At 37.8% G+C, this 12,232-nt stretch carries 11 protein-coding genes; 10 read left to right on the forward strand and 1 reads right to left on the reverse strand.

Annotated elements, in window-relative coordinates:
* Positions 1-8: 8 nt before the first annotated feature.
* From galT to DWZ33_RS13525, 3 genes are all read left to right on the forward strand, one after another.
* The gene (gene galT / locus DWZ33_RS13515; protein ID WP_118455225.1) at positions 9-1,496 is read left to right on the forward strand and encodes a UDP-glucose--hexose-1-phosphate uridylyltransferase; all 1,488 of its coding nucleotides are present in this window, start codon (positions 9-11) and stop codon (positions 1,494-1,496) included.
* A 310-nt stretch (positions 1,497-1,806) separates the two neighbouring features.
* Entirely contained in the window at positions 1,807-3,513 is a 1,707-nt protein-coding gene (locus tag DWZ33_RS13520; RefSeq protein WP_118455227.1) for an FAD-binding protein, read from the forward strand.
* A 122-nt stretch (positions 3,514-3,635) separates the two neighbouring features.
* A complete protein-coding gene (locus tag DWZ33_RS13525; RefSeq protein ID WP_118455229.1) occupies positions 3,636-3,953 on the forward strand; it encodes a hypothetical protein in 318 nt (105 codons plus the stop codon).
* Between the two features lie 13 nt (positions 3,954-3,966).
* Here the strand turns inward: DWZ33_RS13525 and DWZ33_RS13530 are convergent, their stop codons facing one another.
* The gene (locus DWZ33_RS13530; RefSeq protein ID WP_182425720.1) at positions 3,967-5,901 is read right to left on the reverse strand and encodes a BglG family transcription antiterminator; all 1,935 of its coding nucleotides are present in this window, start codon (positions 5,899-5,901) and stop codon (positions 3,967-3,969) included.
* A gap of 261 nt (positions 5,902-6,162) precedes the next feature.
* Here DWZ33_RS13530 and DWZ33_RS13535 point away from each other — a divergent pair, with 261 nt between their 5' ends.
* The 7 genes from DWZ33_RS13535 (at position 6,163) to DWZ33_RS13565 (ending at position 12,162) form a co-directional block, all read left to right on the forward strand.
* The gene (locus tag DWZ33_RS13535; protein WP_029471993.1) at positions 6,163-6,468 is read left to right on the forward strand and encodes a PTS sugar transporter subunit IIB; all 306 of its coding nucleotides are present in this window, start codon (positions 6,163-6,165) and stop codon (positions 6,466-6,468) included.
* Positions 6,469-6,480: 12 nt separating this feature from the next.
* Entirely contained in the window at positions 6,481-7,719 is a 1,239-nt protein-coding gene (locus DWZ33_RS13540) for a PTS sugar transporter subunit IIC (protein ID WP_118455233.1), read from the forward strand.
* 11 nt (positions 7,720-7,730) lie between these two features.
* A complete protein-coding gene (locus DWZ33_RS13545) occupies positions 7,731-8,069 on the forward strand; it encodes a PTS lactose/cellobiose transporter subunit IIA (protein WP_029471991.1) in 339 nt (112 codons plus the stop codon).
* Positions 8,062-9,495: a glycoside hydrolase family 1 protein gene (locus tag DWZ33_RS13550; protein ID WP_118455235.1), complete on the forward strand. Its 1,434-nt coding sequence runs from the start codon at positions 8,062-8,064 to the stop codon at positions 9,493-9,495. The genes DWZ33_RS13545 and DWZ33_RS13550 overlap by 8 nt, the downstream gene beginning before the upstream one ends.
* Before the next feature lie 127 nt (positions 9,496-9,622).
* Positions 9,623-10,003, forward strand: coding sequence for a Fur family transcriptional regulator (locus DWZ33_RS13555; RefSeq protein WP_022939358.1), 381 nt, complete (start codon positions 9,623-9,625; stop codon positions 10,001-10,003).
* Between the two features lie 16 nt (positions 10,004-10,019).
* Positions 10,020-10,559: a rubrerythrin gene (rbr, locus tag DWZ33_RS13560; protein ID WP_022939357.1), complete on the forward strand. Its 540-nt coding sequence runs from the start codon at positions 10,020-10,022 to the stop codon at positions 10,557-10,559.
* Between the two features lie 160 nt (positions 10,560-10,719).
* Positions 10,720-12,162 carry a S41 family peptidase gene (locus tag DWZ33_RS13565; protein WP_118455237.1) on the forward strand — a complete coding sequence of 481 codons (1,443 nt, stop codon included), beginning with the start codon at positions 10,720-10,722 and terminating at the stop codon, positions 12,160-12,162.
* The last annotated feature ends 70 nt before the right edge of the window (positions 12,163-12,232 follow it).

A 12,232-nucleotide genomic window follows, 5' to 3' on the forward strand; every position in this document is an offset into this window, starting at 1 on the left:
GTAACCTGATGAATAATGAAATTAATCGACTCTTGAATTTTGCGCTTCAGCAAGGTTTGATTCATGAAGAAGATAAAGTATATGCCGCTAATCAATTATTAGGGGTTCTGGGTCTAAGTGAATTTGAATATGTAGCTATTGAAGAAGCACTGCCTACCGCAACACCGATTTTGGAGAGCTTGCTTGATGATGCCGTATCCCGTGGATTGATAGAGAATACGGTTACTGAGCGTGACTTGCTTGATACTAAAATAATGAACTGTCTGATGCCGCGGCCAAGTGAAGTGATTCAGACTTATAATAATTATTATGAGAACAGTCCAAAGCAGGCAACGGATTATTTTTATCAATTAAGTATTGCCAGTAATTATATCCGCAAGGATCGCACAGATAAGAATATATGCTGGAAAACAGCCACTGAATATGGTAATTTGGATATTACAATCAATCTCAGTAAGCCGGAAAAAGATCCTAAGGAAATTGCGAAGGCTAAGCTGGTTAAGTCTACGGCTTATCCTAAATGTTTATTATGCCGTGAAAATGAAGGCTTTTATGGTAATATGAACCATCCGGCAAGAAATACACATCGTTTAATACCAATGAGCTTTTCTGGTGAAAATTGGTTCCTTCAGTATTCTCCTTATACTTATTATAATGAACACTGCATTGTATTAAATGCTAATCATACACCGATGTCAATCCGCAAGAAAACCTTTGAGAATCTGCTGGGATTCATTGAGGTACTGCCGCATTATTTTGTCGGCAGCAATGCTGATCTGCCAATAGTCGGCGGTTCAATCTTAAGTCATGATCATTATCAGGGCGGCCGTTATCAGTTTGCGATGGAGACTGCGGAAGTGTTGGAGAATTATACGCTGGCTGGTTATGAAGATGTGGTTATCAGCCGTTTGAAATGGCCTTTATCGGTATTGCGTCTAAAAACACGCAATAAAGAAAAAATTATAGAATGTGCGAACCATATACTTGAAGTATGGCGCGGTTATAGTGATGAAAGTGCAGATATACTTGCGGAAACAAATGGTGAGCCGCATAATACGATTACTCCGATTGCCAGATTTAATAAAAATTATTATGAACTGGACTTGGTACTGCGCAATAATCGTACCTCAGAGGAACATCCATTAGGTATTTTCCATCCGCATGCCGATGTTCACAATATTAAAAAGGAAAATATCGGCTTGATAGAAGTCATGGGATTAGCTGTGCTGCCGGCACGTTTAAAGGATGAGATGAATGCATTGAAGCCTTATCTGCTGCGCCGTGATTCTGAATTAAAAGAAGAGGCTTTGCAGAAACACAGTGAATTTGTAAAGCAGATATTAGAAAATGAAGCTGATATCAATGAGGAAAATGTTGAAGCTATCATTCAAAATGCGGTAGGCCAAGTATTCAAGCGGGTACTTCAGGATGCTGGTGTATTTAAAGAAGATAAACAAGGTGTTGAGGCCTTTAATCGATTTATAGGAAGCTGCTAGTCAGCTTTTTTATTTTGTTTAGCTGAATAGAAAAGCCAAATGAGCTGCAAGGTGATAAGCGGCAAATTATACAAATGTGTGATTAATCTATAAGCACAAAAAAATGTTGTATTTATTTGTTCATATAGGATTGATTTTATGAATTGATTATCATATAATGTTATGGACAATTCATTTCAGTATTTAAGACAAAGGGTAATGTCTGTATAATATTATGTTTTATAAATGAATTGTTGTCTTGGACAGTTTTTGAGGAACAGTTGTAGCTGTCCAAATAAAGACATGACAACTGCTGCAAGGAGAAAATAGTATGAAAAAATTGATTTGTTTATTGTGTGTTGGAGCCATGGTATTGACTGGCTGCACAACAAAAAACGAACCGACCGATGGGGGCAAAACAGAACAAGAATTAGCCACCTACACAGGTAAAGGCAGCGGCTATGGCGGAGAGCTTACGGTTGAAGTTGATATGCTTGGCAGTGAAATCAAGGATATCCGTGTTATTGAACATAAGGAATCATCACCGGTATTCAGCCGTGCATTACCAGTTATCAAAGAACGCATTTTAGAAGCACAATCACCAATTGTAGACAGTGTCAGTGCAGCAACCTTCTCATCTTATGCGGTTAAGGCTGCAGTAGCAGAAGCTGCTAAGCAGGGCGGTGTTGATTTTGGTGAAATCACTTTCACTACAAAGGGTGAAGAGAAACCAGCTAAAGAATTAGAAGCAGTTCAAACTCAGCTAGTTATTGTCGGCGGCGGTCCGGCTGGTTTATCTGCGGCAATCTCTGCGAAAGAAGCTGGCTTGGAAAATGTCATTCTGATTGAAAAACTGGATATCCTGAGTGGTAACGGTAAATTTGATATGAACTTCTTTGACCTGATTAATTCAGAGGCACAGAAAAAAGCAGGTATTGAATATACAAAGGAACAATTTATAGAAGATAAGAAAACATCAACGGATTCACCTGAACGTATTGAAGCATGGGCTGAAGGCGAGTATACACTGGATGCTTGGCTGCGTGGCATGGGCATTGAATTAAACCAAAGCAATGGTGGCACAAACCACATGGCAGAGGCTGATGCTTACGCGGGTGAACATATTCAGGAAGGCTTAGAAAAACGCGCTAAAGAACTGAATGTAGATATCCGCACTGGTACTAAGGGTTATGACTTAATCATGGAAGACGGCAAGGCTGTCGGTGTAAAGGTCACTAATAATCAGAATGAAAGCTATGATATTATGGCTGAAGCAGTTATCGTTTCAACTGGCGGTTTCTCATTCAATAAAGAATTATTAGCTAAATATGCACCTGGTTCAGAAGATGTAAATACTTCTAATCAGATGGGAGCTACAGGTGATTTTGTACCGGTATTTGAAAAATATGATCTGAAAATGGATAACATGGATACTTTAAGTATCTTTAAGATGATCATTGCCAATCGCCGTGACCTGACAGGTGCTGGTGATGGTTTCATGCTTGTTAATAAAGATGGCAATCGCTTCATTGATGAAAGCAAATCAGGCTTGGAAATGGCTCACACTATCCTTGCTCAGCCTGATGGTAAAGCTTATTATATTTATGATCAAAGATTATATGATACTTCATATCGCTTAGAGAAGCATAATAATTTAGGCTATCATGTGAAAGCAGATACGTTAGAAGAATTAGCTGAAAAACTGGGAATTCCTGCAGAAAATCTTGTAGCTGCTAAAGATGCCTATAACAAAGGCGTAAGCGGTGAAGCTGCTGACCCATTCAGAGAAAAACCATTTACTGAAGCATTCAGTGAAACTGGCCCATATTATGGTGTACAGGTTGAATCAGCAATTCATATGACAAAGGGCGGCGTTGTTGCAAATGAAAATGCCCAGGTATTAAATAATGATGACACTCCGGTTGAAGGCTTGTATGCAGCTGGTGAAGTTACCGCAACTACCGGTGCTTACAGTTCATCTGTTGTATTTGGCAGAATTTCTGGTGAAAAAGCTGCAGAATATATTTTAAATAAATAAGAAACATTAGGATACAGTTACTTACAGCTGTATCCTTATTTTTACTTATAATCTTTCATTTGTTCATCACATTCTGACACGCTGAAAATGATATAATAGGCCAATCAGATGAAGGAGAACATATGAACAAAGGAAAATTATCAGGAATTACAATCTTTATGTATGGCTTATCCATACTTCTATTACTCTTTACCATTTATCGGCTCTATGGCACAATGACTTATATCTCGTCATTAGTTACTGAACAAAGCTTTGTTATCAGTGAAAACATGCGGGATGTCATTTCATATTATTATGAACAATGCGCAAGTCCGTTTTTATTTTCAGTCATAATCTATGTGTTAGGTGAAATGAATGAAAAATTAAAGCATTTATTATTAAAAAAGGAGCAGTTAAATCCTGAATCAGAATTAAACAATGAACAAAGCAGCCTGGATTAGTCAGCCTGCTTTTTTAATGGTCAGATAATTCATTAATCATATCTGTCATTCGTTCAATAAAGTCCTCATAATTTTCAACTGTGATCAGGATACTTATATTCTTAGGATTACTGATGATTTCAATAAAATAATCAAAGATTTCCGCAAATAATTCCTTACTGTCTTCATGCAGTCCAAGCAAGGCAACGACGGAGACATAATTAGTATTCCATAGAATAGGTTTATCAAATATACAAATGGAAATGAAACTTTGATTTACATTATTTTCTAATGAATGCGGGACTGCCACATCATTAAATGCGGTACTTGATAAACGTTCTCTGTTAAGTACATCATCAAGAAAAGAAGCCATGGCATAGCCCTTTTGATAAGCCTCATTCGCTAATAGCTGAATCACTGTCTCGCGGGATTTCGCATTGATATTTTTATAAAATAGATCCTTAGAAAATAACTGAATCAGCTCTTTGCGCAGCCGCTCATTTTTCTTTTGATTACGGATCAGGGTAATACTGTTTTTTATTTGCTTTAACTCCTTTTGACTGACAAAAGGGGACAGATGAATAAAGCTATCCGCGTCAACATCAGGCAGTGTATTGGTACTGATAATTAAATCAGCATGCATCAGCGCTGAATCATATTGATCTAATGGAATCGCCGCTTTCATATTCAATTCATTTTCAAAATTTTTAATAATTGTTTCGACAGCTTTTTGATGCATACTGTAATAATCGGTATAAATGAAGATACAGGATATTTTATTCTGATTTTTGTTTGAGTTTTCAAGATAACTGCCAATGTGAAAGGCGATAAAGGCAATTTCATCTTCATCGATTAATACTGAATAATCTTTGTTTAATATTTGGGCAATGTAAACGGCAATATCATAGATCAGCGGAAAATCGGTTTTAATTTTCTGGGTCAGCGGATTCTTCGCTGTATAATTATTCTTTATTCTTAAAAATAGATTCTTAATGTGCAGTGTAAACTTAACAAAGAATTCATCATCAAATTCAAATAAATGATAAGTGTTAATTACCTTATGAATGATACGTTTAGTAATATGGATGTATTCTTCTTCAATGTAATTCTGTATATTGCTTGGATTGATTAATGAATAATCAGTAATTGATGTGTTGTTTGAAATTATCAATGTCAGATTGACAATTTCTGATTCATTAATTTCTATCTGATACTCTGAATGAATAAAACCGGCTATCTGCATGGCGGCATTCCATGGCTTCGTTCCTTTGAAAATTTGACTGCTGCATGGTTCATTGATTTCACAGCCGCTGCGGATACGATCAATCGTGATAATCAGATGCAATGCGGTATTGTTTAAAGCATAATCGTTGGCGAAGATGTCATTCTCGGTGAAGATATCCTTTAATTTCTGACGGAAATTACCTAATAGATAATCATGGGATAAGATCTGAAGCTGATTGTTTAGAATGAAGGCTTCATCAGCATGGAAAAGCAGTGTACTCATCAGATTGCGCTTATTGATTTCTTTGCCATGACAAAACAGTATATTCTTCTCTCTTTTAAGCTGAAGATCAAATTGATTTAATGTACAGCGAACCGTTTTCAAATCAGCTTCAATGGTTGGGACACTGACAAAGCACTCATCGGCAAGATCGAAGATATCATAACCTTTTGTGGAGCTGATCAGCTTCTGAAGGATGATTTCCTTACGGCGGTCAGGTGATTCTTCATCCGTCAGACTGCGTTTTAAAAGCGCCGGGAAATTTTCACTTTCATTGTTTAGCTTATAACCCTGTTTGGCTGATAAGATTAAAAGATCACTAAGACCGTTATTAATATCGGTAATATAATTGCGCAGCTGTCTTGAGGATACATGTAAAAAATCAGTAAGCTCTTGAGAACTGACATACTGATTGCTGTGATCTTTAAGATAATTAATAAGCATTTTTTTCTTATTGATTTTCATATGATCCCCTGTTTCTAAATCTATTTTAATCAATTCATTAAAATAAATATAATAAAAAAATTTCCACTTTGCAGGAAATTGGTTTATTTGTCGGTAGTTCATTCATTGTTTATACTGAAATCAGATGGAAGGCTGATACAGAAAGGAGGGTAGTCCTATAAAAAAGAGATATTCAAATAAACAAATGCGGCACATGTGTTTTCCAAATATCTCAAGGTTAGTATACCAAAATTCCATTCAATTTTATAGGAGAAAATGAAAATGAAACAGATTTTATTAGTATGCGGTACTGGCGCTTCCAGTGGTTTTATGGCTAAAAATATTAGACAGGCAATCAAAGCTAGAGGCTTGTCTTATGATGTTAAGGCCAGAAGTGATTCCGTTTTAGAGGATTATATTGAAGATATATCATTATTATTAGTAGGTCCTCATCTTGATTATATGCTTGCTGATCTTGAAGAAATCGCCAAGCCTTATCATGTTCCGGTAAGAATTATTCCGAAAGAGGCTTATGGTTCATTAGATGGTGAAGCAGTTGCTGATTTAATTGTTGAAATATTAAAATAAAGGAGAAAATGAATGAATAAACTAATTGAATGGATGACTCAGGTTGTTGCTCCTAAAATGAATAAGATTGCCCGTAATCCTTGGGTTGCGGCTGTTCAGGAAGGGATTCTTACGTGTATGCCGATTATTTTTATCGGTTCGTTTGTAACAATGATTGGAATTCTTGCTGAATTTATTGAAGGTTTTCCGGATGTGAATCCGCTGATTGATTTTTCTATGGGTCTGCTGTCAGTCTTTTTGGCTTATTTGATTCCATATAATATTCTGGAAAAGAAGAAGCATAGAAAATGTAAAAAGGAAGCAGGTATTGCCGGCTTGTCATTATTCCTGATGCTCTGCGGCCCGGTGTTTGCTGACGGCAATGTAACTTTTACATTCTGGAATCTTGGCAGCGGCGGTATGATTGCTTCTTTAGTAGCAGGTTTATTTGCCGGTTTTGTAATGAATGCTTTTGCCGGCTTTACATTCTTTAAAGAGGATTCACAGATTCCGGATTTTATTACGATCTGGTTTGATACACTGATTCCGATGCTGATTGTCATGGTTACCGGCTGGCTGTTAGTATTTGTTATGAACATTAATATGTTTGATGTAATTTCAAATGCGTTTGCGCCGGTGGCATCAATTGGCGATAGTCTGATTGGTTTTCTGGTTATATATTTTATCGGTTATGTATTTCTATATACGTTTGGTATTTCTACATGGGTTATCTGGCCGTTGGAATCAGCCATTGTCTATGCGGCATTAGCAGAGAATCAAGCGGCGGTGGCTGCCGGTGAAATGGCGGCAAAACTGAATGTATACGGTGTAACAAACTATATTACGATTGGCGGCGGCGGTTGTACGCTGGCTCTGGCTTTAATGTTCTGCTTCATGGCAAAATCAAAGAAGAATAAACTGATTGGCAAAGCAACAATTATTCCGAGTATTTTTAATATCAATGAACCTTTAATATTTGGCGCACCGGTAGCTTTTAACCCGATTTTAATGGTACCGATGTGGATCATTGGTTTCATCGCGCCAGTTGTTACATGGTTTGCATTAAACTTTAATTTGGTACCTAGAATATCAATCTTATGGTCGTTCTGGTATCTGCCGAAACCGATTGGCGCCTTTGTGGTAGGCGGCATGCAGGGGTTGATTTTACTGGCAATTATTTTCGCAATATCATGGATCGTTTATTACCCCTTCTTTAAAATCTATGATAAACAATGCTTAGAAGAAGAACAAAAGGCTATACAAAAAGGTTAGGTGGCGATGTTATGGAAAATTATACGATTGAAGATCTGAATCAGGCAGCAATGCAGATCATACTACATGCCGGTGACTGCCGAAAGGTTTTAAATGATGCTCTTAATGCTGTTTATGAGGATGATATGGCGGGTGCAGAGGAGAAGCTGAAGATTGCGAAGGCAGAGATAACAGAGGCGCACAGACTTCAGACAGCGATGATTCAGGGGACAATTATGGATGAAAATCAGCCGACTTCGTTATTGTTTACGCATGCCCAAGATACTTTAATGACGATTAACAGTGAACTTCTGCTAGTGAAACATATGATTAAGCTATATAAGAAACTGGAGGATAAAATCAATGGTTAACCGACAGGGCTTTCATGAGAATTTTCTGTGGGGCGGTGCTGTGGCTGCCAATCAATGTGAGGGGGCTTGGGATGCTGACGGCAAGGGGCCGTCAATTGCCGATATAGAAATTCTGCCGCTGACGTACAGCCGCCAGAAGGTCGTTGGATTTTCTCATACAAAAGAAGATATTGAATTTGCCTTAAATGATCATGATGGTTATTATCCAAGACGGAAGGGTATTGATTTCTATCATACCTATAAGGAAGATATCGCTTTATTTAAAGAGATGGGTTTCAAATGCTTCCGTACCTCATTCAATTGGACGCGGATTTATCCGCATGGTGATGAGCTGCTACCGAATGAAAAGGGTTTGCAGTTCTATGATGATCTAATTGACGAGCTATTAAGAAATGGTATTGAACCAATCATGACATTGTCGCATTATGAGATGCCGGTGCATCTGGTTACCGAGTATAATGGCTGGAATGACCGCCGGGTCATCGATTGCTTTGTCAGATATGCGCGTACAATGCTTGAGCGATATCAGGATAAGGTAAAATACTGGATCGTTTTTAATCAGATCAACTGCTTGGGCGGCTGGGGTGAGTTTGGCTCTTTAGGCATGCTGGAAGGCGCTTATGAAGATTGGCGCAGCGCTACTTATCAGGCTGTGCATAATCAGTTTACCGCCTCAGCCATGGTAACAAAGCTGGCTCATGAACTGAACAGTAATCTTAAAATAGGTATGATGCTGGGGGATGACGCTCTTTATCCGGCAACCTGTGAACCAGATAATGTGTTTTTAAACACCCAGCAGAATCAGATGATGATTTATTTCTATTCCGATGTTCTTATGCGGGGAGCATATCCGCGGTATGCCCTGCGATATTTTGAGGATCATCAGATACACTTTGAAAGAAGTGAGGAGGATCTGAAGCTGTTGAAAGAAAATCCTGCTGATTTCCTTTCTTTCTCTTATTACTATTCCAGAGTCAGCGATAAAAAACAGCCGGGCGTTATGGTAAAGAATCCTACAATCAAAGCTTCGATTTGGGGATGGGGTATTGATCCTCTCGGGCTAAGAAATTCATTGAATCTTTATTGGGACCGTTATGGCAAACCGATGTTTATCGCGGAAAATGGTTTAGGTGCGCTTGATGAAATTTCTGAGGACGGAAAAATTCATGATCAGTACCGCATCGATTATTTAAAGGCGCATATTCAGGCCATGAAGGAAGCGATTAAAGACGGGGCGGAGGTCTTTGGCTACGCATCTTGGGGACCGATTGACATCATCAGCTGTTCACAGGGAGAAATGAGCAAGCGCTATGGCTATATTTATGTCGATCAGGATGATCGGGGCAATGGCAGCGGCAGGCGTATCCGCAAAGATAGTTTCTATTGGTATCAACAAGTTATTAAAACCAATGGCAGTGAATTATAGTTGAATATGAAGATGTGTACTTTGTGCGCATCTTTTTTATAAAATTAAGAATTATTCTTAATTAGGTGTTGACAAATTCAAACTTAAGAATTATACTAAGAATAGTTCTTAAGAAAGGAGTGAGACAATGCAATATAAAAGTTCAAAACAGCGGGATCTTGTTCTTAGTTACATGAAAAACATCCAGGGTCATGTAAGTGCTGAGCAAATTTATCAGGACCTAAATGAAATCCATCCAATTTCTTTGGCGACTGTGTATCGTAACTTAAATATATTGGCGGATATGAATGAAATCCGAAAAATTGCGCACCCTTCTTATGGCTATGTATACGATAAAACGTGCAAGAAGCATTATCACTTCTTCTGCCGCAAGTGCAATCAATTAATCGATTTGCCGGTCGGATATATGGAAGAAGTGAATCAGATCGCAGATAACTGTGGCTTTGATGCGGAAGCACATGACATTACTTTTACGGGTATATGTCAAAACTGTAAAATTAAAAACTGAAAAGGAGAACAAAATCATGGAATTAAAAGGATCAAAAACTGAACAAAATTTAATGGCTGCATTCGCAGGTGAATCACAGGCAAGAAACAAGTATACTTACTATGCTGAAAAAGCAAAAGAACAAGGCTTTAATCAAATTGCTGAATTATTCTTAGAAACTGCTCGCAATGAACAGGAACATGCTAAATTATGGTTCAAAGCATTACATGAAGATAAGATTGCTGATACCGATGTAAATCTGAAGGATGCAGCTGCTGGTGAAAACTATGAGTGGACTGACATGTATGCAACTTTCGCTAAAGAAGCAAAAGAAGAAGGCTTCCAGAAATTAGCATTCTTATTTGAAGCTGTTGGCAAGATTGAAAAACATCATGAAGAAAGATACCTTGCTTTATTATCTAATGTTGAAAACGACAAAGTATTCAAGAAAGAAGATAAAGTTGTATGGGTATGCGGTATCTGCGGTTACCGTCATGAAGGTACAGATGCACCTGGTGTTTGCCCAGTTTGCGGAAACCCTAAAGCTGTATTTGCTGAAGAAGCTCACAACTACTAGAATTAATTTGAGGCTGAAAAAGCCTCTTTTTTTTGGTTGGTTGTCTGAAAGCTTAGGATCATTGTTTTCTTTTTGTAGTAAATTGTTGTTTTTTCGATAATTAGTTGAAGAAGTATGGAATGAAGTTTATTATATAAATAATAGTCACAGAGGGGGACATATGAGGAAATTCATCATTGGGGTATTGATTGTCCTTATGGCTGCGGGGTGCTCAACTGAAAATAAGCAATGGTCAGATGATTTTAATATGTATTTATCACAGTTCAACAACGATCATGAGGGGTTGAATAAGCCTACGGTAGACTTTCAGCAATACCAAACATTCGATAGAGGCGAGTATGTAAGCTACGATGAATATTTATCGTATTTTTATAATGGTGAAATTCCCAGGACAGCGATAACAATGGAGGCTGCCCGAGAGGATATTGAGTTTTACTTTCAGATGCTGCGTCAGTTCTATGGCGGATATCTGCACTTTGGCGGTGATGAGCGGTTTGAACAGGCAAAGGCAGAGTGTCTGTCTTATTTGAATGAAACTGGCTTGATTGAAACAAATAAGCTTGTATTGATCATGCTGACAGCAACTAACTTTGTAAAGGATAATCATTTTACGATCGGCAACAAACGTTCCAATGCGGCCAGTAAGTATTTCTCAAATGAAGAGCTGTCATTTTATAAAAAGGATAATAAAATCTATGATGCGAAGGGCAGGCAGGTTACAGCGGTTGATCAGGATCAGGCGGCAGAGAATTATTTCTATCTGTCTTTGGATGATGAAGGACAGGTATGCTGGCATTTTGGTTTATTGCTGAAGCAATATCCGCAGCCCTCTTATGTATTGACGTATGATACTGGTGAACAAGAGCCAATTTCGGTTGATTATGTTTATCTGAAAAATACACCGGCATATACAGAGAGTGTTCTGGAAGGTGTTCCGATTGTCCAGATTGGAGAAATGTTTACTGAATATGGTGAGAATAGGAAATTGGCGGATCAGTTCCTTAACAGCGCTGAACTGTTAAGCAAGAGCGACGCGGCAATTTTAGACATAAGAAATAATAATGGCGGCAATGGCTTATTGCCATTAAAATGGATTGAAAGATACGTTGGTCAGCGGGTTGGTTTGAATAGCTCCGGCATTATGATTTATGATGGTGACTTAGAGATAAATGATCATCTATTGGCTGATGATTCGCAGAAAATGAGTGAGATCATTGATTATTTTAATGCTACCCCGATTGGTAAGGGTATTTATCAGAAGAATAATTGTCATAATGAGACGGTTGCCAATGATCGGGTACTGTTTGTATTAATGAATGGCTATTCGGCATCTGCAGCAGAGTATATGATTGATGCCCTGCATAATGTAGAAAATGTAATCTTTGTCGGTACATCGTCTGCCGGATGTCTGCAGTCTGATAATGGTAATGTACTGGTACTGCCTAACTCTAAAATCAAGGTTGCTTTTGGAAATTCATGGAGTGAGTATGATCCTGAGTATTATCAGGAATTTGAAGGCTTTCAGCCTGATTTATGGATTAACAGCAGTCATTTGGAAGAAATTATATTGAAGTTTATTAAGAACAACCAGCAGACGGATTAAGTAATGATGAAAATTTTTCATAATCAATTGATTTTTGTAGATTTTTGTGGTAATCTAACTAAAATATTAA

Source organism: Dielma fastidiosa (assembly GCF_003475485.1).
Taxonomy (GTDB): Bacteria; Bacillota_I; Bacilli_A; order Erysipelotrichales; family Erysipelotrichaceae; genus Dielma; species Dielma fastidiosa.

Bases quoted from the DNA above. Each gene is read 5' to 3' on its own strand.
- galT (WP_118455225.1), top strand. From the start codon at position 9: ATGAATAATGAAATTAATCGACTCTTGAATTTTGCGCTTCAGCAAGGT.
- DWZ33_RS13520 (WP_118455227.1), top strand. From the start codon at position 1,807: ATGAAAAAATTGATTTGTTTATTGTGTGTTGGAGCCATGGTATTGACT.
- DWZ33_RS13525 (WP_118455229.1), top strand. From the start codon at position 3,636: ATGAACAAAGGAAAATTATCAGGAATTACAATCTTTATGTATGGCTTA.
- DWZ33_RS13530 (WP_182425720.1), bottom strand. From the start codon at position 5,901: ATGAAAATCAATAAGAAAAAAATGCTTATTAATTATCTTAAAGATCAC.
- DWZ33_RS13535 (WP_029471993.1), top strand. From the start codon at position 6,163: ATGAAACAGATTTTATTAGTATGCGGTACTGGCGCTTCCAGTGGTTTT.
- DWZ33_RS13540 (WP_118455233.1), top strand. From the start codon at position 6,481: ATGAATAAACTAATTGAATGGATGACTCAGGTTGTTGCTCCTAAAATG.
- DWZ33_RS13545 (WP_029471991.1), top strand. From the start codon at position 7,731: ATGGAAAATTATACGATTGAAGATCTGAATCAGGCAGCAATGCAGATC.
- DWZ33_RS13550 (WP_118455235.1), top strand. From the start codon at position 8,062: ATGGTTAACCGACAGGGCTTTCATGAGAATTTTCTGTGGGGCGGTGCT.
- DWZ33_RS13555 (WP_022939358.1), top strand. From the start codon at position 9,623: ATGCAATATAAAAGTTCAAAACAGCGGGATCTTGTTCTTAGTTACATG.
- rbr (WP_022939357.1), top strand. From the start codon at position 10,020: ATGGAATTAAAAGGATCAAAAACTGAACAAAATTTAATGGCTGCATTC.
- DWZ33_RS13565 (WP_118455237.1), top strand. From the start codon at position 10,720: ATGAGGAAATTCATCATTGGGGTATTGATTGTCCTTATGGCTGCGGGG.